Source organism: Pseudomonas sp. Marseille-Q5115, from assembly GCF_916618905.1.
Classification (GTDB): domain Bacteria; phylum Pseudomonadota; class Gammaproteobacteria; order Pseudomonadales; family Pseudomonadaceae; genus Aquipseudomonas; species Aquipseudomonas japonica_A.
The window spans coordinates 1,218,831-1,241,108 of record NZ_CAKAKI010000001.1 but is presented as its reverse complement, the minus strand read 5'-3'; the positions used below and the strand labels follow the sequence as shown (position 1 = coordinate 1,241,108).

Genomic DNA, 22,278 nt, shown 5'->3' with positions numbered 1-22,278 from the left:
CCTGGGAGGTGCTACCATGCGCCTCCTCAAGGCCTTGCGCCTGTGACCTCCTTCTACCATGCCTGCCACTACGCCCACATCCGCCCTCGCGCGCGGGCCATGGAGCCTGCCCCTCGTTCGCCGCCTGGTCCTGGCCAGCGGGGCCATTGCGTGCATGACCATCGACGGTTACGCCTGGGCTACCGCCATGCCTTTCGGCACCGGCCTGTTGCTGGCCAACCTGGCCTTTATCCTCCTACTGTCCGCATTGGCATGGGCCGGCATTCAGGCCGACGGCGCCATTTCGATGCGCCCGGAAGAGCTCGCCGGGCACATCACCCTGGCCCGGGAGGGCGAACGGGAGCGGCTCGGGCGCGAACTTCATGACGACATCGGCCAACTGCTCACGGCCGCCCGCTTGCAGCTGGATTGGCTCGGCCGTCGAACACCTGCCAGCTTGGCCGTACCCCTTGCAACGTTGCGCGAAACGCTGGCGGAATCCTTGAACAAGGTCCGCAATGTCTCAGCCCTCCTCAGCCCTCAACAGCTTGCGATGCTCGGCCTGGAAGGGAGCCTGCGGCAACATTTGTGCAAGGCGCTGGCCGGTACCGGCCTGAGCTGGAGCCTCGAATGCCGGCAACGGTTGGACGGCCTGCCGGAAGCCATGAGCGTGGCCGCCTTTCGCATTGTCCAGGAAGGTGTCACCAACCTGCTGCGGCATGCGGGCGCAAGCAACCTGTGGATCGACATCGCCCGGGCGCCGCATGGGCTGGTGGTACGTATCACCGATGACGGCGAGGGTTTCGACACCCTGGCGGTGCCGCCCGGGCGCGGGTTATCGGGCATGGCCGAACGGGCACAGGCGTTACGCGGCCATGTGAAAGTGGTAAGCGCACCGGGCAGCGGAACCCGTATCGAGGCGCTATTACCCTGGCCAGACCGCGCCATGCGCCGCGCGGCGAGGGCCGGGGCGTGAGTTGCAGGCTGGTGTTGGTAGACGACCATGCGCTCATTCGCGCGGGCGTTCGCGCACTGGTGGCGGACATACCTGGCTATTGCGTGGTTGGCGAAGCCGGTGACGGCTGGCAGCTGACCGAGCTGGTACGGCGCAGCCAGGCGGACATCGTATTGCTCGACCTGTCCATGCGCGGTGTCGGTGGCCTGGATGCGCTGCGCCAACTACGCCGCAGCGGCGTACCTTGCCGGGTGCTAGTACTCTCGATGCACCATGATTCGGAGCTGATACTTCACGCCTTGCAGGCTGGCGCGGATGGCTATCTGCTCAAGGACGCCACCGCCAATGAACTGGAGCAGGCGTTACAGGCTATCCGCCATGGCACACGCTATCTCAGCCCCGGGGTAACGCATGCCGTCATCGACCAGGCGTTGGTGGCCCATCGTACTGATCGCCCGCCGCCTACGCGCCATCCCCTCACCGCCCGGCAGATGGAAATACTGCGCCTGATCGTAAGGGGCACGTCCACCCGAGATATCGCCAACGGCCTTGGCCTGAGCATCAAGACGGTGGAAACCCACCGTGCCCAGGTAATGAAGCGCTTGCAGATCTTCGACGTGGCGGGCCTTGTGCTTTATGCCGTGCGCGAACGGATCATCAGCCCGGATGACTGAGCAACGGGCAGTCGGCGGGTAAATGCAGGTTTACCGCACCCGGGCGCGCCGCGAAGCGCAGGTCGGTGCCCTGCAGCGGTTCGCCATCGAGGTTGATGTCCAGGCCTTGGGCACTCTGTATTTCTACCCAAGGTAAGCGTGCCCGCACAAACAGGCTATCCAGGCCCAAGCCACCCGCCAGCAGCTCCTTCAAGGTAGACACCACTTCGGTCGGCGCCGGGAGGATACTCACGTCCAACAGGCCGTCATCCGCGACCGCCTGGGGGCACAGCACATGCCCGCCGCCTGCCTGGCGACCGTTGCCGATGCCCAATGCCAACAGCTCCCCTTCCCAGTGAAAGTCCGGGCCGTGAAGCACGCCAGTGGCCGCGCGTAGTTCGCTGAAGCGAGTGAGGCCCGTAAACAGATAGGCCGCGCCCCCGAGCACCTTCTTGAGGTCCTCGGAGGTATTGGCCGTGACCTGGCTGCCGAAGCCGCCCGTGGCCATGTTCAGGAACAGTTGGCCGCCTACTTCGCCCAGGTCCACCGGGCGGGCGGGCTGGTCGAGCAACGCCAACGCACCCTGTGGCTCCAGCGGTACACCGGCGGCACGGGCGAAGTCGTTGGCCGTGCCCAGTGGCAGCAGCGCAAGGCTTGCGTCAGTCTGGGCACGCCCAATCGCCTCGGCCACGTCGCGCAAGGTGCCGTCGCCACCGCCTGCGATCAGAGTGGTATACCCCGCAGCCAGCCCCTCCTGCACCAGTCGGGCAGCATCGCCACCTTCCCACGTGAGGCGCACAGCGATGTCCCAACCCTGCTCGCGACGAGCGATTACCGCGGCGCGAACATCCTCGTTCAACGCTTGTTTGCCATGCAGGATCAGCCAAGCCTTGCGCGTTTGCATTCGTTCTCCCCCTTGCCGGATCGGCCACTGGGCATGTGACCACGGCAAGGCAGAAAAAGCGCAGTCGGGCGGCTGATTTTCAGGCCAACAGGTCGCTCATGGGGATAAATGCAACAGGGTCCCCCTCCGCGATGGCGCTCCCCTCGGGTACTTCTACCAGCCCATCGGCCCAGGCGGCGCTGCGCAACACGCCTGAGCTCTGGTTGGGATAGAGCTGCGCCCGCCCGCCTTCGAGCCTGGCTCGCAGGAATTCCCGGCGGCTACCGGCAGGCCAGCTAAAACCGGCAACGGCGTCATAGCGCCGTGGCAGCACCCGCTCACCGCCCATTCGCCGCAGCAGGTAAGGCCTTGCCAGCAATGCGAAGGTCACCAAGGTAGACGCGGGGTTGCCCGGCAACCCGATCACCACCGTGCCCTGGTACTGGCCGACAGTCAGCGGCTTGCCCGGTTTGATGGCGAGCTTCCACATGGCCAGCTCTCCGGCTTCGCGCAAGGCCTGGCCGAGGAAATCCGCTTCACCCACCGACACACCGCCGGTGGTGAGGATCAGGTCGGCCTGCTTCAGGCTGCCCAGCACCTGGCGGGTCAAGGCAAGGTCGTCGCTGACGATGCCCGCGTCGATCACTTCACACCCGCTGCGCTCCAGCCAGCTGCACAGCAATTGGCGATTGCTGTTGTAGATCTGCCCCGGCCGCAGAGGCTGGCCAGGCGGTACCAGTTCATCCCCCGTCGACAGCACCGCTACCCTAGGTTTACGGCGCACCGTGAGCTCGGCAATGCCCAGCGTTGCCGCCAGGCCCAGCTCGATAGGCCCCAGCCGGGTGCCGGCGCTCAATACTTGCTCACCCGCGCTGCACTCCTGGCCCCTGGGCCGCACGTTCTGGCCCGGGCGCAGCGGCGCGGTAAAGCGGACGCGCCCGTTGGCGTCCACTTCGGCATTTTCCTGCATCTGTACGCAGTCTGCGCCCTCGGGCAGCGGCGCTCCGGTGAAGATACGGGCGCAGGTGCCGGGCTGCAGCGGCCCGGGCGCATGGCCGGCGAAGATACGCTGGCTGATTTCCAGTGGTTCGCCAGCCCAGTCGGCGCAGGCCAGGGCATACCCGTCCATGGCGCTGTTCGGCCAGGGCGGCAGGTCGCTCAGGGCGGATAAGGGCTCGGCCAGCATTCGGCCATCGGCCTTGGCCAACGGCACTACTTCCGTTTCCAGCAAGGGGGCGGCATCGGCCATTGCCAACAGACGGTGGGTGGCCTCGGCCAGGGGCATCAGGCCGCCATTTGAACGCTCAACCACGGCTTTCACAGGGCTCTGCCTGCTTCAGGTGTGGCACGAAATTGCACGGCCGGTGCCGGTTATCCAGCTGTTCAGCCAGGATACCGTCCCAGCCGGTGCGGCAGGCGTTGGTCGAGCCCGGCAGACAGCACACCAGGGTGCCATTGGCCAAGCCGGCCAGCGCACGGGACTGCACGGTGGACGTGCCGATATCGGCCACGGATATCTGCCGGAACAACTCGCCGAAGCCATCGATATGTTTATCCAGCAGGCAACCCACGGCCTCGGGGGTGCTGTCGCGCCCGGTAAAGCCCGTGCCGCCGGTGATCAGTACCACTTGCACTTCATCATCGGCAATCCACGTGGCGACCTGGGCGCGGATCTTGTAAAGGTCGTCCTTGAGCAATACCCGCGCCGCCAAGCGGTGGCCTGCATCCTTGAGCCGGTCCACGAAGAGCTGGCCGGAGGTGTCTGTTTCCCGGGTGCGGGTATCACTGACAGTAAGTACCGCGATATTGAGCGGGACGAAAAGGGCGTCGGCCTTGGCGTTCATTGGCACGTTCCAGTTGTTGAAGAAAACGCTGGGTGTTATATCACAACGCCCTTCCTTCCTCCCGCAGACCCGCCATGCCGACAAACCCGATGCCTCAACCACCCACTTCGGTCTTGTTGCTGGCCGGTGGTCAGGGTGCGCGGATGGGTGGACAGGACAAAGGCCTGGTGGAATGGCGAGGCTTGCCCATGATTGCCCACGTGCAGCGCCAGGCAAGAAGCCTCACCGACGACCTGATCATTTCCTGCAACCGCAACGCCGAGCGCTATGCCCTGTACGCCGACCGGCTGGCGGCCGACAGTGAGGCGGGATTCCCCGGGCCCATGGCTGGGCTGCGCGCCGGGCTTGCAATGGCCAGGCACAAGCGGGTGCTGGTACTGCCCTGTGACGTGCCCGGCATTGATACCGCGCTGCTTCTGGCCATGCTGGCTGCGCAGGCTCAAGCCCCTGAAGCGCCCCTGATCGTGCGTCAGGGCGGTGCCTGGGAGCCGCTCATCTGCGTTCTGCCGCGCACCGCCCTGAATGCTTTCGATACAGCATGGGCCAGCGGCGAACGCAGCCCCCGGCGGGTAATGCTGGCGCTGCATCCAACCCCTTTGGATTGCCTGGAAAATGATCCGCGGCTGCGTAATTTCAATACCCCGGCCACGCTTGAATACAGCGGCAGGGAAGGTTGAGGAACTTGCGCGATAGCGTTGCGTCTTAGGAGGGTCAACAAGAAACCTCTTCCGGAGACACGAAATGTCCAACAGGATCCTTCCCGCTGTTTTGCTCGCTGCAGGCCTGGCCGCGCTGGCGGGATGCTCCACCCCTACCGTCATCACCTTGAACGACGGCCGCGAAATCCAGGCGGTTGATACGCCCAAGTACGACGACGACACCGGTTTCTATGAAATCGAGCAACTCGACGGCAAGCAGACTCGCGTAAACAAGGATCAGGTTCGCACCGTCAAGGAGCTGTAACCCGGGCCGCTCAGCGGCTTGATCTGGCGGTATAAGTTGCAGTGTATCAAGGGGTTGCAGACGTCGCCGAGCGGCGATATGCTTCCCCTCATCGGAGTGTAGCGCAGCCAGGTAGCGCGTCTCGTTCGGGACGAGAAGGCCGCAGGTTCGAATCCTGTCTCTCCGACCAAATTGCTGTTTCGAGGCTTTTCCCAAGCCTTCGAAACTACCTGCAAAGCCCGCCTCGTGCGGGCTTTGTTGTTTCTGGCTATATCTCCATCTGGCACACCGCCGATCTATACGAAGTAAACGTTACGGCTTGAGGCACTATCCATAGGCTCTGCTACGGTTCATGAGGGACATAACCTCTGACAGGACAAGAGCGGTGGATCGGCGATCACATGTGGCCCTCATGAACAGGCAACGTCTTTCACACGCGGTCCTCCTGACCGGCATGTGCTCGATAGCCATACACGTAAACGCTGACAACGCAGACACGGCCAACAAGAGTAACAACCCGCTGAACCTGGCCCGGGGGGCAAACCTTCAGGGCTACTACTCACCCAAGCTCTACGACTCGAACGCGCATACCAATGACACGCCGTTGCGCGGAACGCTGCCAATCGCGCCAGGCGATTTTGGCGTACCGCAGATCCTGAGGGCCACGTTGCCTATCAGCAAACGCCCCGGCCCATATGGCAGTGGCCGCCAACACGTCGACACAGCTACGTTACAGCCTTCCATAACTTGCCCAAGGGCTGGTACCTGCGCTCCACGGCCACGTGGACGTTCGATCTCAAGAACGATACCCACTACATCCCTATCGGCCTGGGCATCGGCAAAGCCTGGAAAGCCGGAAGCAACATTCTCAATGCCTTTGTCGAGCCGCAGTGGACGGTGGTGCGCAAGGGAGACGGCATGCCCCAAGTCACAGTGTTCGCCGGTATCAACGTCACTTTTGGGAAATAGCGATTCAAATGGAAACTTTCATTCGCTTCACCGGCCGCACCTTCCTCACCCTCACCCTCACCCTCGCCGTCGGCTACTCGGTGGCTGTTCATGCGCAGCCCGTCGACACACACATCGGGCCGGTGACCATGGAGGGAGAGCTTCCTGCCCATGAGTCGATTGCCAAGCTTTACGCCGAGCTCGATTACCAGCAAGCAACCCAGAGCTATTTGTGGGCACTACCTTTGGTGTCATACGCCCAGTGGCAGGAAGAGTTCCAGAACAAACTGGGCGCCAGGAGCGGCGATTTGATGGTGCTCACCAGCTATGAAGACAAGCTGGGGGTGATTACCGCCAACGCAACCACCCCCTACATTCTAGGCTTTGTTGATCTGAACGAGACGGGTCCGCTGGTGATCGAGTTACCGCCAGGCCCGACGGCTGGAGGCGTCGGTGATTTCTGGCAACGCGCGATCATCGACATGGGTGAGACAGGCCCAGACAAAGGTAAAGGCGGCAAGTACCTGGTGCTGCCCCCGGGGGCTCAGCCTCCCGGAGACGCCGATAAATACTATGTCGCACATTCGGAAACCATGAACATCCTAGTGGGCTTCCGCGTGCTCGATCCCGATCCTGCCAAGGGCAAGGCATTGGTCGAGCGATTCAATATGTATTCCTACGCCGAGCGCGCCAACCCAGGCAAAACGAAACTGCTAAGCCCCGGTGGCAAGCAGTGGTCAGGAACTCAGCCCCGGGGCATGGCCTATTGGGAACGCCTGCACCAGATCATCCAGAAGGAGCCGGTGAACGAGCGTGACCGCTTCTACATGGCCATGCTGGCAAGCCTGGGTATCGAAAAGAACAAGGCGTTCAAACCTTCCGCCGAGCAGCGCAAGGCCCTGGAAGAAGGCGCGCAAATGGGCGAACTGATAGCCAAGGCCAACACGTTCGCCAAGCGCTTCCCCGGTGCGCAATTCTGGCCCGACCGCCAATGGGATACGGTACTCAACATCGCCGAGCCATCCCAGCGCGTAGCCTTCTACGATCAGCTATGGGAGCGCAGCGCCTGGTTCTATGAGGCCGTCACCAACACCAAGGGGATGGTTTCAAAGACACCCGGGCTAGGCCAGACCTACCTTGGCGCCTACACGGACAGCAAGGGTAAATGGCTTGATGGTAGCCAGAACTACCGCCTGCATGTCGGGCCCAACCCGCCGGCCAAGCAGTTCTGGTCGATGACCGTTTATGACATCGACACCCGGTGCCTGATTGACAACCCACAGCGAAAGGCCGATCTCTCGTCACGCCAGAATCTGAAGAAAAATGCTGACGGCTCCGTTGATCTCTATTTTGGACCCAAGGTGCCAGAGGGCTTTGAGAACAACTGGGTGCAAACGGTGCCGGGCAAGCACTGGTTCAGCTACTTCCGACTGTATGCCCCGACACAAGCGTACTTCGACAAGAGCTGGAAGCTTGATGACATCACCCCGGCGAACTGAACCTCAAATTGCGACGGCTGCCAGAAGGAAGCGACATGAAGCTTCAACGACCCATGCGTTACGCGGTAATTGGTGTTACAGCGCTTGTGTGCACCTCGGCGCTGGCGGACTTTACCGCCACGCCAACCGAAGCCAGAGCCATTGCCAAGGAAGCCTACCTCTACGGTTTCCCCATCGTCGAAATGTACAAAACGATGTACACGCAGGCGGTGGACGGAAGCGGGCCGAACTTCAAGGCCCCTTTCAACCAGATCGGCAACACGGCCATGGTTTTCACCCCCAAGGATACGGCATTCGTTACACCCAACTCCGATACGCCCTATTCGTTTGCCTGGTTGGATCTGCGCGCCGAGCCTGTCGTTCTGACGCTACCGCCGGTGGAAAGCAATCGCTATTACTCGGTACAGCTGATTGACCTGTACACCCAGAACTTCGATTACCTGGGTACGCGCACCACGGGCAACAAAGGGGGCAACTTCCTTATCGCAGGGCCAAATTGGAAGGGGCAGCCACCGGCAAAGATTGATCGCGTGGTACACAGCGAAAGCGATATCGCCTACGCGCTTTATCGCACCCAATTGTTCAGCACCGAGGATCTGGCGGCAGTCAAGAAAATCCAGCAAGGCTATTTGGTCACTCCGCTGAGTCAGTTCGAGGAAGGTAGTTCAGCCAAGGCTGCGCCGCCCATTCAATGGCCCAGGCCCGAGCCACAGATGAGCGAGACGTCGGACCTGTTTCGCTACCTGAACTTCATGCTGGCGTTCGCCCCGCCGGAGGCTTCGGAGAGAGACCTGCTCAAGCGGTTTTCCACCATCGGCATAGAGCCCGGTCGCGATTTCGATCCCGATGCCCTCAAAGCTGAGCAGCGGCAAGCGCTGGAGGCGGGCATTGCCGATGGCAAAGCGGAATTCGCCGACTTCAAGAAAACCCAGGTAGATACCCATAAAGTCAGCAGTGGTGATTTGTTTGGTGATCGTCAGCATCTGAAAAACAACTATCTGTACCGGTACGCCGGGGCAAACATGGGGATCTTCGGGAACTCCGCCGACGAAGCTGCCTATCTCGGCTACTTCGTCGACAATCAGGGCACACCCGTGGATGCGTCGAAGCACAACTACACCTTGCACTTCAACAAGGGCGCACTGCCGCCAGCCAATGCGTTCTGGTCACTCACCATGTACGACGGTGCGACCAAGCTGCTCGTCGATAACCCGCTTGACCGCTACTTGATCAATTCACGAATGCTGCCGCAGCTCAAGCCCGACGTAGACGGTGGCCTGACGCTGTACGTCCAGAATGCATCCCCAGGCAAAGACAAGGAAAGCAACTGGCTACCCGCTCCGAAGGGGCCATTCTATGGTGTGCTGCGGATTTACCTGCCCAAGCCCGAGGTCGGCAATGGTCAGTGGAAGCTCCCCCTCCTGACGCCAGTGGATCTGTGATCGGGAACGGGTTCGACCAAGGTATCGGTGACAAGGAGCGACACAATGCTTGGAATACCTCGACTTACTATAATCGGTGCCTTTGTGCTGGCAATGGCGCCAATGCTTGCCCACGCGGACAATGCACGGGATTGGCAGAATCTGCCTACCGATCTGAATATGGTTTTCGGCTACTACAACCGTATCGACACCAACACTCCCATCGACACCTCGCCGCCTATCAATGGCTTGTCGCTCAATGCCAATCTCTACATTGCGCGTTATGCCCGTTCCTTCGCGGTTGACGGGCGCAACAGCGCCATCCAGATTCTGCAGCCCTATGCGGATATCTCGGCATCGTTCGACAACGCGCGATTCTTCAACGGCACCAAACACAATGGTGGCATGGCCGACACCCAAGTCGTACTGGTTCACAATCTGTTCGGCGGGCCGGCGTTGACCAAGGAGGAGTTCGCTAGCTGGACGCCGGAGACCTTCGTGACTGGAGCGGTATGGATAACCGCCCCTACCGGCGACTACGACAAGGATCGCGTTATTAACATCGGATCGAACCGATGGGCACTCAAACCCGAAATAGCGTTCGGCACGCCGTTAGGCCCCACGTGGGTCGAATTGAATACCTACGTCTCGCTGTACGGGGACAACGACGATTACCAAGGCGATAGCACTCTGGAACAGAAGCCGCTGTATGGCGTTGAGGGCCATTTCAGCTACACCATAAATCGCGCGCTCTGGGCGTCGCTGGATGCCACCTACAACCGAGGGGGCGAAACCAAAATTGACGGTATCTGGCAGGACAACGAGCAGGCGAACACCCTATTGGGAGCGAGCCTTGGGTTCATGCTGTCCCCACAGTTCGGTGGGCTTCTAGCCTATTCCGACACGATGTCTGAAAGAACCGGGTCGCCGGACGTGAATACCTGGACGCTACGCCTTCAGTAGGCATGGTGAGCCGCTCATTGTAGGAATGAGTCTGTCCACATAGCTGCCGCCTGCTCTCCACTGGGACCTCCGGATGCCCAGCCGTCTCAACGGATGGTCATCATGATGTTTGACGCCAGAATGATGGCAAATTAGTATTGCGCCCCGCTACGTTACGCCTTGTGCCGGCGCGCCGGTGCGCCGCGCTCAGCAGGCGACCGCCGCCTCGACCCTGCCGACATCATTCACTAAGCATGGAAGCCCCACGCATGTTCAAGACCTTCTGCAAAACCGCCGCTGTTGTTTCCATAGCACTCCTTTACGGCTGCGCTTCGTCTCCCTCGCCGGAACGGATGCAAGCCGAGGTGGCCCAATACACCCTGCCCAAACCGGCCATCAGCGACAAAGGCCTCGTATATGTTGTACGCCCAAGCAACGCCGGAATGATGGTGCGCTTCAATGTGTTTCTTGACGACAAGGAAGCCGAGTCCGAGATGGGCTACAACCGGGGCAATCAGTACATCTATTTTTATGTCACTCCCGGGCAGCACGTGATCAGCTCCAAAGCTGAAAACTGGGCGGAAATGCCCGTCGCGGTCAAGGCAGGTGAAGTGGTTTACCTCAAGCAGGAGGTGGAAATTGGCGTTGTCATGGCGCGCAACAGCCTCAAGCAACTAAGCGATGTCGAGGGCCGTTACCTGGTGAAAGACGCAAGCCTGGGAACCATCGCCAAGGAAAGCAAGTAAAGCTGCCCGGTTAACGCTCACCCATGCGGTGAGTGGGCAACACCTGGGATTACCGGGCAGTTGCCTCTCATCGCAGCGCGCCGATTCAAGTGAAGAGCGGTAAGCATGGCCAGCATCAGCCTTACCCCGCAAAGCCCCCCTCTCTCAAAAACGCCTCTTCCTCCGAGGTGGTTACCCTACCCAGCAGTGTATTTCGATGCGCAAACCTCCCGAACCGGTCAATGATCCGAGCATGTTCCTGTGCCCACTTGAAGTCGTTCGGTTCGAGTTCACGGTTGAGCTGCACAGACCTTTGCTGATCCACCGGGTTTTCGGAGTGTTCAAACGGTAGATAGCAAAACATTCGCAACCCGCGCTCCACTTCCTGGTCCATCCCCGCCGCTATCATCTGATCGGCATAGAAACGCGCAAGGGAATCGGTGGCGAACATATGTGCCGTTCCACGAAAGGCATTGCGGGGGTATTGGTCCAGCAGAATGAGCAATGCCAGGGCACCATCGGCAGTGCGCATCCATGGGTCCAGCTCACGCCGCGCGGCCATGAAATGCAGGTCGTAAAAGGTGTGGCGAAAGGTAGTATCGAAGGCCGCGTTCTTCTTGAACCACTTCCTGGGCCCGGCCTGCTTCCAGAAGGCAACCACCGTGTCTGCCGTTTGCGGAACACCGCCGTGCTGATCAGCCACTTGTCACCCTCCTCCAAGCCAGCGCCTATGATGGGCGGCGGGAAAACATTCCCAGGGATGATAACCTGCCGAGCGCGGAAGCACTGTGTTCCATAGCGTTCTGGCTAAGCTCCAGGGAGGCGACAAGGCGGATGGATAACCAGCGTTCGGGCGACACGTCGGAAAGCCTTGCCCCGCCAGCCCCCATAACGATCACCCAGGCCCTGTGGTTCTGGCTCAAGCTGGGGTTTATCAGCTTCGGCGGGCCGGCGGGGCAGATTTCGATCATGCACCAGGAGCTGGTGGAACGCCGGCGCTGGATCTCGGAGAAGCGGTTTCTCCATGCCTTGAGCTACTGCATGTTGCTGCCAGGCCCGGAAGCGCAGCAACTGGCGACCTACATCGGCTGGCTGATGCACCGTAGCTGGGGCGGTGCGATCGCCGGCGGGCTGTTCGTGCTGCCGTCGCTGTTCATCCTGATCGCGCTGTCCTGGGTGTATATCGCCTTTGGGAATGCGCCGCTGGTGGCCGGGGTGTTCTACGGGCTCAAACCCGCCGTCACGGCGATCGTGGTGCATTCGGCCTACCGGATCGGCTCACGGGCACTAAGAAACGGCTGGCTGTGGGCGATGGCAGCGGCGTCGCTCGTGGCGACCTTTGCCTTCAACGTGCCATTCCCGCTCATCGTGCTCGCGGCCGCGGTGCTGGGCTATGCCGGAGGGCGGCTGGCGCCCGCGCACTTCACCATCGGGGGCCACGGCGGTGGGAAGAACACGTATGGCCCGGCGCTGATCGACGACCACACCCCTACCCCCGCACATGCCGTGTTCCAATGGCGGCGCCTGCTTGGGCTGGCCGTCATCGGTGGGGTGTTGTGGGCTTTACCCATGGGCGTGCTGACGGCGGTGTTCGGCTGGGGCGGTACGCTAACGCAGATGGGCTGGTTCTTTACCAAGGCGGCGCTGTTGACCTTCGGCGGCGCCTACGCGGTGCTGCCCTACGTGTACCAGGGCGCGGTGGGGCACTACGGCTGGCTATCACCTACGCAAATGATCGACGGCCTGGCGCTGGGCGAAACCACCCCTGGGCCGCTGATCATGGTGGTAGCGTTCGTAGGCTTCGTCGGCGCTTATCTGCAGCCCATGTTCGGTGAACATCATGCGTTTCTCGCGGGCGCGCTGGCTGCCAGCCTGGTCACCTGGTTTACCTTCCTGCCCTCGTTCCTGTTCATTCTGGCAGGCGGCCCGCTGGTCGAGGCCACGCATAACGAACTTAAATTCACGGCACCGCTTACTGGCATCACCGCCGCCGTGGTGGGCGTGATTCTCAATCTAGCGATTTTCTTTGCCTACCACGTACTGTGGCCCAAAGGCCTGGAAGGCGAGCTGGATTGGCCGGCACTGGTTATTGGTGCCGGCGCCGCGCTCGCCCTCTTCCGCTACAAACGCAGCGTGATCCAGGTGCTTGTGGCCTGCGGCGTGCTGGGCCTGATCGTGTATATCGCTAGCCTTGAGGCGTAGCGGCCACGGCGGCTCAACGGCTATTCAAGATCATTGCAGCAAGCAACAGGTAGCGGCCACCCTTGGCCAGCGTGACGATGAGCACAAACCGCCACAGCGGCTCGCGCATCGTCCCCGCCACCACCGTGAGCGGGTCACCTATCACCGGCACCCAGCTAAGGAGCAAGGACCAGTACCCATAGCGCTGGTAGGCCCGCTGCGCTTTTGCAAGTTTGCCCTCGCTGACCGGAAACCATCGCTTGTGCCGGAAGCGCTCGACACCTCGGCCAAGCAGCCAATTCGCCACCGAACCCATCACATTCCCCACCGTGGCCACGCCCAGTAATAACTGTGGCGCATAGGCGCCCGAGAGCAACATGCCCGCAAGCACGGCCTCCGATTGCATAGGCAGCAGCGTGGCGGCGCCGAATGCTGCCAGGAACAGGCCGAAGTAGCTGGTGATTTCGAACATGCACAGGCCTCAGGCGGTGAGGCCAAGCCGGGTAATGGCTAATGTGGTGGTGATCATCTTCCTCGCGCGCTCTGTTATGGGCAGCATGGATACCACCGCCCAAGGCACCCCAATTATCATGAGGTGCCAGAGGCTACACGCTTGCACACACAGGTCAGGCAATGTGCGCCTGATCAGTATGTGCCACGCCCAGAATAGCGACGTCAGCGCCCTGAACCTCCGCAGCCGCAGCCGCCGTTGGGGCAAACACGAAGTTCCCGGCCGTGAGTGTTTCCCGGAAATCGCCCGCCAGTGCCACTTCGAATTTAAGGCCGTCGCTGTCGGCCTCGTTGGACTGGACGTAGGTACGGTCTGTGGTAGCGCTATAGGACAGCTTCAAGGTTCCGTTATTGCCGTCGCCGAGCCCGGTGAAGCCCAGTGCGGATACGTCGATACGGTCCGCCGATACCAGAAAGTCGCTGAACAGAGAGTCACCGATCAGATCAGCGGCGCCATGGTAGCTGTCGCTGACGTTCTGGTACACGAAGGTGTCGGCACCGCTTTCGCCGTGCAACTGATCAGAGCCGCCACCGCCAATCAGCACATCGTCGCCGGCGCCGCCCCACAGGGCATCGAAGTTATCACTGCCCAACAGACGTTCATTCAGAGGGCTGCCAGAGGAGCCCGAGACGGCTGCCCACTCGTGCTCGACGTTTGGATCGGGCGTGGAGGGTGCAAAGGTGAAAGCGTCAGCGGTGGTTCCCCGGCCATCGTTCAGAAAGCCTGTGAGCAGCGTGAGGGCGAAGCGATTTCCCGCAGCATCGGCGTCAAGGGACTCGATTGTGGTCAACCCGGTGTCATTGTCATAAGACCAGGTCAAGGTGCCATTGTGGCCGTTGCCAATACCCGTGAAGCCTAACGCCGAAACGTCGATCAGGTCGCCTTGCCCTTGGCTGAAGTCCGTCAACAGGTCGACGTGTCGAGTGCCATCCGTGTCGTTCACATAGCTGTCGGCCAGTGCCTTGTAAACGAAGGTGTCGTGCCCGTCTCCACCTGTCAGCCGGTCGGCGCCGGCATCACCTTCCAAGCGGTCGTCGCCCGAGCCACCGCCAAGGGTATCGTCCCCCGCTCGCCCTACCAGCAATGCGCCGCCCTCACGTGTGGTAGTGAAGGTGTCGGCATGGCTGCTGCCGTCCCAACGGCCGTAGAAGTTGGCGTCGGTGAGGCTGTCCCGGTAGTCGCCGCTGAGCGCCAGTTTGAAACGGTAGCCATCGGCGTCGGCGTCCAGGCTTTGCAGGTAGGTGGTGTTGTTGCTGCTGTCATAGCTGAGCAGCAAGGTGCCGTTGTGGCCATCCCCCAGCCCTTTCAGGCGAAGTGCCGTGAGGTCCAGTTGATCGTGAGCCGAATCGAAATCCAGGATGCGGTCATGGGTAGTGCCGGCGGCACTGGCGTAGCTGTCCTGCCGGCGGGCATACACAAACACATCGTCACCGGCGCCGCCGGTGAGGCGATCGGCGCCCTGGCCACCGTCCAGTACATCGTCGCCAGCACCGCCCATCAACACGTCGCGGCCGCGCCCAGCGTGCATCACTTCCGCGCTCGGCGTACCCACAAGGTGGTCGGCGCCATCGCTGCCCACGAAGGTAAACGTGGTTTTTTGCGAATACGTGGTCACATGATCAAGGTCACTGATCACCTGCCCTTGTTGCGTATTACTGATGACGTTGCCGTAGAGCGCGCGGTAATAGGAGCCCTCGGCGGCATAGCGATCCTCCAGGCCATAGGTCGATTGGTCGCTGCCGACAATAACGTTATCTACTAGGTCGTAGTGTTTGTCGGCCGCGTAGGTTTGCCCTTCAGCGCTGGTAAAGGTATCCACGAGGATCTCGGCCGCAGCGCCAGCCTGCGCGTTGTCATGGATGTAGTTCTGGTAAACCGCCGCATAGTCGGTACCGAGCAAGGCAATGCCTTCCTTGCCATTGTCATACACCTCGGTATGGCTCACACCGATGCCCTGGAACCCCTGAAGCTGAATGCCAGCACCACCGTTGCCATACACCGTGCCTCCAACGATGCCGCCTGGGACATACAGATGCTGCGACGCCACACCAGTCAGCAAGATACCGTTGCCAGCGTTGTCGTAAGCGTCGTTGCTCGAGAACGTAAAGGGGCTGAAGTTTCCTGAGCCTGCGACCACATCGAACCCGTCACCACCATTACCGTAGGCCTTGTTGTCGGTGAACGTGATGTCATCCGGGCGCACCGGCTCGACCTTGAACTCGGTGGCAAAGCCATCGCCGTCGTTGTCATGGGCAACGCTATCAAACACCTGTGAATAGGTGGTGAGCGCCTGGGCGCGTAGCCCGTCGCCACTGAAGTTCTGCATTTCCACACCAGCAATGGTGAGCCCGGTGGTATGCGCTGTGTCACCGGTCGCGCTACCGGTGACGATGCCGTCAACTGTCCCGCTGGTGTTGGCCTTGTTGCCGTCCAGGGTGAGGTTGCTGATGGTCGCGTTCGAAGTGTTGGCGTTGGCTACGGTATGGATCAGCCCCGCCACATCGGCGCTGGAATCGTCAGCCAGCTTGAGCGTGGTGAGGCCTAGGCGTTCACCGTTGAGCACAACGTTGCTTTTGAGGGTCAGGCAGCCGCCATCGCTGTTTGGGCCACTGAGGATGTAAGTGCCCCCGGGGAGATACACTTCGCCGCCCCCCGCTTTCGCTGCGGCATTGATAGCCGCCTGGATGGCTGCAGTATCGTCGCTCACACCGTCGCCCTTGGCACCGTAGTCCAACACGTTAAACGTCGTCGCCATGGTAGCGGGGTTCCTTGAATACTCGGGGTAGGAAGGGCGACCGCTCGACTACGGGCTGAACGGAACAGGGCCGGGATCCAGAAACTGAGTGTGCAACCCCTGAAAAAGTTCAGGCCACGCCTCAGGCGCTGAGCCCAACCCAGGCATGAAGCCTACGGCAATCATGACGCCTGGCGCCTATCCCGCCGCTGTCTACCGCAACAAGGAAATATCGCAATGTGCTCCAAGCTCGACGTCCAAGGGCTTACCCGGGAAACGGTACAATGCTGCCCTCCCCTTTCGCCGATCAGTGAATACCGTCTGTGAGCATCAACTTCGATCTGAACGACCTTCAGGCTTTCCGCGCGGTGGTGGAGACCGGCAATTTCCGGCGCGCCGCTGAAGCCGTTCGCATTACCCAGTCGGCCTTGAGCCGGCGGATCGAAAAGCTGGAATCCGCGCTGGGTGTAAAGTTGTTCGAGCGCACCACTCGCAAGGTGTCGCTTACCAACATGGGCCGGGCGTTCCTGCCTCAGGTGGAACGCTTGCTCGATGATCTGGACCTCGCTCTGCTGAGCATCGGCGACGGCAGCGCCATGCGCACCGGTACGCTCGTGATCGCCTGCGTGCCGTCGGCGGCGTATTACTTCATGCCCCATGCCATCCGGCGTTTTCACTCGCAATACCCCAGGATCAAGGTGCGCCTGGTGGACGCCTCGGCCAATGAAGTGAGTGCGGCGGTCGTGTCGGGAGAAGCTGATTTCGGGGTGAGTTTCAGCGGTAATCTGGCGCCGGAAGTGGACTTCAGCCCATTGCTCGAAGAGCGCTACGTGATCGCCTGTCGTCGGGACCACCCGCTGGCCGCGCTGGAAGAGGTGACCTGGGCGCAGGCCTACGAGCATGAATACATTGCGCTATCGAAGAGCTCGGGCAACCGCCTGGTGCTGGACCGCGCACTGCGCCACCTTGCGCCAGCCAGGGAAAGCATCTGCGAGGCCCGGCATGTCACAACGGTGCTGGGCCTGGTAGAGGCAGGCCTGGGCATTGCCGCGGTGCCCTCCATCGCGATGCCCGTTTCTGCCCACCCTATATTGGCCAGCGTGGCGCTGGTGGAGCCTGAAGTGGTACGCCAGATGGGCCTGCTCAAGCGTCGCGGGCGTACCCTTACCCCCGCGGCACTCGAACTCGAACGGCTGGTTCGGCTACTGCCTCAAGGTTCAGTGGGAGACTGAATCCAGCCCTGTTTTCTGCACCGTTGCCTGCACTTGCGGCGAGGCAAGGTATTGCAGCAACTTGCGGGCCTGAGCCGGGTGTTCGGCATTCACGGGCACCCCACCGGCGAAACGGGTAACCGACTGCACATCCTCCGGGATCTTGCCCACAAAGGTAACGCCAGGTACCGGCAACAGCTCAGCCACTTGCTGGAACCCCAACTGGTAGTCGCCGGTGGCAACGACCGACGCCACGGGAATGCGCTCGATCATCTTGCTTTTGGGCACCAGTTGGTCCTGGATACCCAGCTTCTTGTACAGCTCCTTTTCGATATACACGCCGCTGGCACTGTCCGAATACGCCACGGACTGGGCCTTGAGCAGCGTTTCTTTCAGCTCGGCATTGGTGCCGATAGCGGGCTTTTCAGCACCCGCCCTCACCACCATGCCGATACGCGAATCAGCCAGCTCAACGCGGGAGGCCGGATCGACCTTGCCTTGCTTGATCAATTCATCCAGCGCATAGCCCACCATGATTACCGCATCGGCATGCTCGCCGCGAGCCAGCCGGTTAGGGATGGCTTCCGGGGCCTTGCCCATGGATGGGCCCAGCACGGTTTTCAAGGTGTCGCCGCTTTGCTCGCTGTACTGCGGGCCAAGGCGTTGATAAGCCGCGGTGAAACCGCCCGAGGTCATGACCGTCAGCTCCTCGGCGTGTGCCAGAGGCGACACAACCGCGCAGGCCAGGGCAAGAAACGAAAGTGATTTGGACAGAGAATGCATCTGCAGCGCTTCCTTGTTGTGTGATGAACGTTGGGCTCAAGCCGGAACGGGCGCGCCAAGGCGCAGGCGGCGGTACAGCACCAGGGTGGCGCAGAACGCGCAGATCGCCGCGAAGATCATCCAGTAGGCCGGCGCGGCCTTGTCCCCCGTGATGTGAATGAGCCAAGTGGAGATCGCCGGCGTGAACCCGCCGAACACGGCGGTCGCCAAACTGTAGGCCAGCGAGAAGCCGGCAACCCGCACCTCCACCGGCATGATCTCGGTCAGCGCCGGAATCATCGCGCCGTTGTAGATGCCGTACAGGAAGGACAGCCACAGCAATACTTTGAGCATATGCGCAAAGCTTGGCTGCTGAGCCAGGTACGACAGCGCCGGGTAGGCGGTGATGGCAGCGAGCAACGACATGGCCGCCAATAGTGTCTTGCGGCCGAAGCGGTCGCTGAGCATGCCGCCGATAGGCAACCAGAAGAAGTTCGACACGCCAACCAGCAGCGTCACCATCAAGGCATCGGCGGTGCTCAACTGCAGGACGGATTTGCCGAACGTGGGGGCGTACACCGTAATGAGGTAAAACGCCGTAGTGGTCATGGCCACCATCAGCATGCCAAGGATCACGATACTGGCGTCGTCCAGCAACGTCCGGAACACGGCTTTCATGGTAGGCCGGTGGGTACGGGCCTGGAAGGCTTCGGTCTCGGCCAGGCTGCGGCGCAGCAGGAAAATGAACGGGATGATCACGCAGCCGACCGCGAACGGAATGCGCCAGCCCCATGCGGCGATGTCCACCGGTGCCATCCACTGATTGAGCGCATAGCCAAGGGCTGCGGCCACCACGATCGCCACCTGCTGGCTGGCCGACTGCCAGCTCGCATAAAAGCCCTTGCGGCCCGGTGTGGCCATTTCAGCCAGGTAAACCGACACACCGCCAAGTTCGGCGCCTGCCGAAAAGCCTTGAAGCAGCCGACCCAGCAGCACCAGCGCCGGCGCCCATAAGCCGATGCTCGCGTACCCGGGCACCAGCACGATCAGCAAGGTGCCACTGGCCATGATCGACAAGGTAACGATCAGCCCCTTCCGGCGGCCCACGTCGTCGATGTAGGCACCCAGGATCACCGCGCCGAGTGGTCGCATGAGGAAGCCGGCGCCGAAGACGGCGAAGGTCATCATCAATGAAGCGAACTCGTTGGACGCGGGGAAAAAAGCAGCGGCGATTTGCGTGGCATAAAAGCCGAAGAGGAAAAAATCGAACTGCTCGAGGAAGTTTCCGGAGGTAACCCGGAACACCGCTCCCGCTTTGGATTTAACGGCGGGCGCCGAGGTAGTAGACCCTTGCATATTATTCTCCAGCGACTTTTGGAATGTTTGTAAGCGCTTGTTGCAAGGATTCTCTGCCACATTAGCAGGATGGATAAGCGTTCATTTCTCATAAATTGATGCACACATGCGATCAATGCACCGAAGCCCCGACGTCAGGGCGCACAGGGGCTCCGGTGGTTAACCTGCAGGATCAAGCCAGGTCGCTGGCCGCCTGCCCTAGCAGGGTCAGGTCTGCAGTTACGGTGGCAGGCCCCCACTCGATATGGTTGTACGTCAGCGTCGCGGTCTGGTCCCCCACGAACGTGAGCTGAAATGAGCGCCCCTGATCGTCGACCGTTAAGTCCCGCAGGTAGGTACGGTCCAGCGTGGCGTTGTAGCTCACGTTCAACGTGCCGTGGGTACCATCACCCAGGTCGGTATAGCCCAGGCCGCTGAGCACCAGCCGGTCATTGCCCTGGGCGAAATCCGTGATGAGGTCACTGTGGCTGCTGGTGCCCGTGCGATAACTTTCCGAGACCGAAGATACGTAGAACAAGTCGTCGCCGCTGCCACCGATCAGGCGATCGCTCCCTTCCCCGCCGGTGAGGCTGTCGCGGTTGGCACCGCCTGTCAGCCGATCATTTCCAGCGCCGCCATTCAGTACGTCCGAAGCGTTACCGCCTGTCAGCGTATCGGGCCCCGCGGTACCGCTCTGATACAGGCTCTCCATAGGCGAACTGACAACGACGCGCCCCTGATCGACCCAGGCGAAGTCGATCCCGCCGCGCTCCAGCGCGGCCACCTGATCGCCGCTAAACACGGCTTCGAAATGTGCGCCATCTCCGCCCGCCTGGGCCGAATACAGCCGGGTGAGGTCATTCGCGCTGTCGTAGGCCAACGCCAGGGTGGTGCCGGTGCCGTCACCCAGCGCAGTGAAGCCCAAGGCGGAAACATCGAGGCGGTCGCCGCTATTGCTGTCGAAGTCGATGATCTGGTCCCGCCCAGCAGTGCCACCTTGTGCAGTGATCTGGCTGTCGGACAGGTTGGAGAACACAAAGGTATCTGCCCCCGCCCCACCGCTCAGCCGGTCACCGCCGGCGCCACCGTCGAGGCGGTCAGCGCTGCCGCGCCCGTAGAGGTTATCGCGGCCGGCCCCGCCCAGCAGGGTTTCCTCGCCTTGGGTAGTGCCGTACAAGGTGTCGCTGCTATCAGTGCCCGTAATGCTGGCCTGGAAATTGTCATCGGTGAGCAGCCCGCGGTAATCGCCCACTAGGCCAATTTCAAAACGGCGCCCCTCGCTATCGGTGTCGTAGCTTTTGAGGTAGGTCACGTCCTTGTCCGCGTTGTACACCAGGGCCAGGGTGCCCTCGTGCCCGTCCCCGAGGCCGGTGAACCCCAGGCCGGTCACGTCGATCTTGTCAGTGGTTACATTGAAACCACGTAGTTGGTCGGCGTAAGTAGCGGTTGCGCTGCGGTAGCTGTCTGCAAGGCTCTGGTAACGGAAGGTCACGCTGCCCTCGTGGGTGCCCGTACCCCACAACACATCTCTGCCCTCGCCGCCGATGAGCGTGATGTCGCCCACGCCTGCGTTGATCCGGTCATCTCCCGCGCCGCCGTCCACTACGCGATCCACCGGTACCGTAGTGCTGTAGTAATCGATGGTGTCCGCTTGCGCGGTACCGTGGCTGAACAGGGTAGAGGTATTGGTGAGCAGCACGCTGTTCGCCCCTTCGATCACCGGCGCGCCAATGCCTTGGGCTACGTAGTTGCCCGCCACCTGCGTGGCATTGCTTTGCCCGGTTTCTACCACGCTGACAGGGGCTGCGTTACCGTCGCTCGCCAGCCAGTTCAGGAAGGCGTTTTCGCTCACCTGGGTGGACGTGCTGCTCTCCAGCGCCACGGCAGTGGCGGTGCCGCTGAGCAGAAACTGGTTGTGGGCCAGCACCGTACCCTCAGCGCCGTCTGCCTGAATCAAGGTGCCCTGGCGGCCCGTGAGGGTCACGTATTGCAGGCTGGCATTCTCGGTACCGTTCAAGTGCACGCCGTCCAGCCCGTTACTGCTGACGCTGCCTCCTACCAGGCTGGCGCCAGCGCCCTGCAGTAGCACGCCGTTGCCCGTGTTCTGCGTGCTGACAAGGCCCGCCACCGCCAGTGGGCCGGTCAGGTTCAAGCCATTGCCATCGTTGTCGCGCACAATGGTATCGCTCAGTTGGCTATCCACCAGCCCTGACGCGACGATGCCGTCGGCGCCGTTATTCTGCACATAGGCTCGGGTAACCGTGACCTGGCTACCCTCTGCGCGCAGATCAAGGCCATAGCCGGATAATTCCTGTGCCACAACCCGGTCCAGCACCACGCCGCTGCTGTCTCCGTTTACCCAACCGCTCACCTCGCCACTGGTGTTGCTGCGGTTGCCGTCGAGGGTCAGAAAGCGTGCGCCTGTGTTGTCACCCGCACTGCTCAGGAGGGCGCTGGTATCCTGCGCCCCGCCCGCCAGCTTGAGCACCACCTCGGTGCCATAGCCGGCCGGGCCTTCGATGATGACGTTGGCGGGCAGCGTCAAGGCAGGGCCGCCGTTGTCGCCACTGATGAGGTAGGTGCCGGGCGTAAGCTGTACTGTTCCGCCGCCCGCCGCGCCCGCTGCATCAATAGCCGCTTGCAGGGCCTGGGTGTCATCGCTGCGCCCGTTGCCGAGCGCGCCGTAATCGCTAGCCTGAAACACTGCCATTGCCTGTACTCTCGGTGAGATCGAAGCTGGAAGTGTAGCGGCT

At 61.6% G+C, this 22,278-nt stretch carries 19 protein-coding genes, 1 tRNA gene and 1 pseudogene; 12 read left to right on the top strand and 9 right to left on the bottom strand.

Annotated features, from left to right (window positions below; genetic code table 11):
- Nucleotides 1-58 precede the first annotated feature (58 nt).
- Both LG385_RS05965 and LG385_RS05960 read left to right on the top strand, forming a co-directional pair.
- Nucleotides 59-955, top strand: coding sequence for a sensor histidine kinase (locus tag LG385_RS05965; RefSeq protein WP_225773179.1), 897 nt, complete (start codon nucleotides 59-61; stop codon nucleotides 953-955).
- Nucleotides 952-1,608 (top strand): response regulator, encoded by a 657-nt coding sequence (locus tag LG385_RS05960; RefSeq protein WP_225773176.1) that lies wholly within the window; start codon nucleotides 952-954, stop codon nucleotides 1,606-1,608. Before LG385_RS05965 ends, LG385_RS05960 begins: the two co-directional genes overlap by 4 nt.
- Here the strand turns inward: LG385_RS05960 and yegS are convergent.
- The 3 genes from yegS to moaB form a co-directional block, all read right to left on the bottom strand.
- Nucleotides 1,592-2,491: a lipid kinase YegS gene (gene yegS / locus LG385_RS05955; RefSeq protein ID WP_225773174.1), complete on the bottom strand. Its 900-nt coding sequence runs from the start codon at nucleotides 2,489-2,491 to the stop codon at nucleotides 1,592-1,594. The two genes, LG385_RS05960 and yegS, sit on opposite strands and share 17 nt — an antisense overlap.
- A gap of 79 nt (nucleotides 2,492-2,570) precedes the next feature.
- Nucleotides 2,571-3,755 (bottom strand): gephyrin-like molybdotransferase Glp, encoded by a 1,185-nt coding sequence (gene glp, locus LG385_RS05950; protein ID WP_225776181.1) that lies wholly within the window; start codon nucleotides 3,753-3,755, stop codon nucleotides 2,571-2,573.
- A gap of 19 nt (nucleotides 3,756-3,774) precedes the next feature.
- On the bottom strand, nucleotides 3,775-4,314 hold the full coding sequence (gene moaB, locus LG385_RS05945) for a molybdenum cofactor biosynthesis protein B (RefSeq protein ID WP_181112517.1): 540 nt from the start codon (nucleotides 4,312-4,314) through the stop codon (nucleotides 3,775-3,777).
- An 89-nt stretch (nucleotides 4,315-4,403) separates the two neighbouring features.
- Here moaB and mobA point away from each other — a divergent pair, with 89 nt between their 5' ends.
- From mobA to LG385_RS05905, 8 genes and pseudogenes are all read left to right on the top strand, one after another.
- Nucleotides 4,404-4,991, top strand: coding sequence for a molybdenum cofactor guanylyltransferase MobA (gene mobA, locus LG385_RS05940; RefSeq protein WP_413247304.1), 588 nt, complete (start codon nucleotides 4,404-4,406; stop codon nucleotides 4,989-4,991).
- Between the two features lie 64 nt (nucleotides 4,992-5,055).
- A complete protein-coding gene (locus LG385_RS05935) occupies nucleotides 5,056-5,277 on the top strand; it encodes a YgdI/YgdR family lipoprotein (protein WP_181112521.1) in 222 nt (73 codons plus the stop codon).
- Between the two features lie 92 nt (nucleotides 5,278-5,369).
- Nucleotides 5,370-5,446 (top strand) — tRNA-Pro (locus LG385_RS05930).
- Nucleotides 5,447-5,710: 264 nt separating this feature from the next.
- Nucleotides 5,711-6,225: pseudogene (locus LG385_RS05925) on the top strand (hypothetical protein).
- Nucleotides 6,226-6,233: 8 nt separating this feature from the next.
- Entirely contained in the window at nucleotides 6,234-7,703 is a 1,470-nt protein-coding gene (locus LG385_RS05920; protein ID WP_413247357.1) for a DUF1254 domain-containing protein, read from the top strand.
- 53 nt (nucleotides 7,704-7,756) lie between these two features.
- Entirely contained in the window at nucleotides 7,757-9,145 is a 1,389-nt protein-coding gene (locus LG385_RS05915; protein WP_225776180.1) for a DUF1254 domain-containing protein, read from the top strand.
- Between the two features lie 93 nt (nucleotides 9,146-9,238).
- Nucleotides 9,239-10,087 (top strand): transporter, encoded by an 849-nt coding sequence (locus LG385_RS05910; protein WP_413247356.1) that lies wholly within the window; start codon nucleotides 9,239-9,241, stop codon nucleotides 10,085-10,087.
- A gap of 332 nt (nucleotides 10,088-10,419) precedes the next feature.
- Complete coding sequence (locus LG385_RS05905) at nucleotides 10,420-10,812, top strand: DUF2846 domain-containing protein (RefSeq protein WP_225776179.1); 393 nt, start codon at nucleotides 10,420-10,422, stop codon at nucleotides 10,810-10,812.
- Between the two features lie 121 nt (nucleotides 10,813-10,933).
- On the opposite strand, the gene LG385_RS05900 is transcribed toward LG385_RS05905, so the two are convergent.
- Nucleotides 10,934-11,494, bottom strand: coding sequence for a DUF924 family protein (locus tag LG385_RS05900; RefSeq protein WP_225773166.1), 561 nt, complete (start codon nucleotides 11,492-11,494; stop codon nucleotides 10,934-10,936).
- A gap of 131 nt (nucleotides 11,495-11,625) precedes the next feature.
- Here LG385_RS05900 and chrA point away from each other — a divergent pair, with 131 nt between their 5' ends.
- On the top strand, nucleotides 11,626-12,993 hold the full coding sequence (chrA, locus tag LG385_RS05895) for a chromate efflux transporter (RefSeq protein WP_225773164.1): 1,368 nt from the start codon (nucleotides 11,626-11,628) through the stop codon (nucleotides 12,991-12,993).
- Between the two features lie 13 nt (nucleotides 12,994-13,006).
- Here chrA and LG385_RS05890 read toward each other — a convergent pair whose 3' ends face one another.
- Both LG385_RS05890 and LG385_RS05880 read right to left on the bottom strand, forming a co-directional pair.
- On the bottom strand, nucleotides 13,007-13,444 hold the full coding sequence (locus LG385_RS05890; protein ID WP_225773162.1) for a YqaA family protein: 438 nt from the start codon (nucleotides 13,442-13,444) through the stop codon (nucleotides 13,007-13,009).
- A 154-nt stretch (nucleotides 13,445-13,598) separates the two neighbouring features.
- A complete protein-coding gene (locus LG385_RS05880; protein WP_263974678.1) occupies nucleotides 13,599-16,238 on the bottom strand; it encodes a M10 family metallopeptidase C-terminal domain-containing protein in 2,640 nt (879 codons plus the stop codon).
- Nucleotides 16,239-16,540: 302 nt separating this feature from the next.
- Between LG385_RS05880 and LG385_RS05875 the strand changes: the two genes are divergently transcribed.
- Entirely contained in the window at nucleotides 16,541-17,449 is a 909-nt protein-coding gene (locus tag LG385_RS05875) for a LysR family transcriptional regulator (RefSeq protein WP_225773160.1), read from the top strand.
- Here the strand turns inward: LG385_RS05875 and LG385_RS05870 are convergent.
- From LG385_RS05870 to LG385_RS05860, 3 genes are all read right to left on the bottom strand, one after another.
- A complete protein-coding gene (locus LG385_RS05870; protein WP_225773158.1) occupies nucleotides 17,435-18,211 on the bottom strand; it encodes a substrate-binding domain-containing protein in 777 nt (258 codons plus the stop codon). The two genes, LG385_RS05875 and LG385_RS05870, sit on opposite strands and share 15 nt — an antisense overlap.
- A gap of 36 nt (nucleotides 18,212-18,247) precedes the next feature.
- On the bottom strand, nucleotides 18,248-19,546 hold the full coding sequence (locus tag LG385_RS05865; RefSeq protein ID WP_225773155.1) for an MFS transporter: 1,299 nt from the start codon (nucleotides 19,544-19,546) through the stop codon (nucleotides 18,248-18,250).
- 172 nt (nucleotides 19,547-19,718) lie between these two features.
- A complete protein-coding gene (locus LG385_RS05860; protein WP_225773153.1) occupies nucleotides 19,719-22,235 on the bottom strand; it encodes a M10 family metallopeptidase C-terminal domain-containing protein in 2,517 nt (838 codons plus the stop codon).
- Nucleotides 22,236-22,278: the final 43 nt, after the last annotated feature.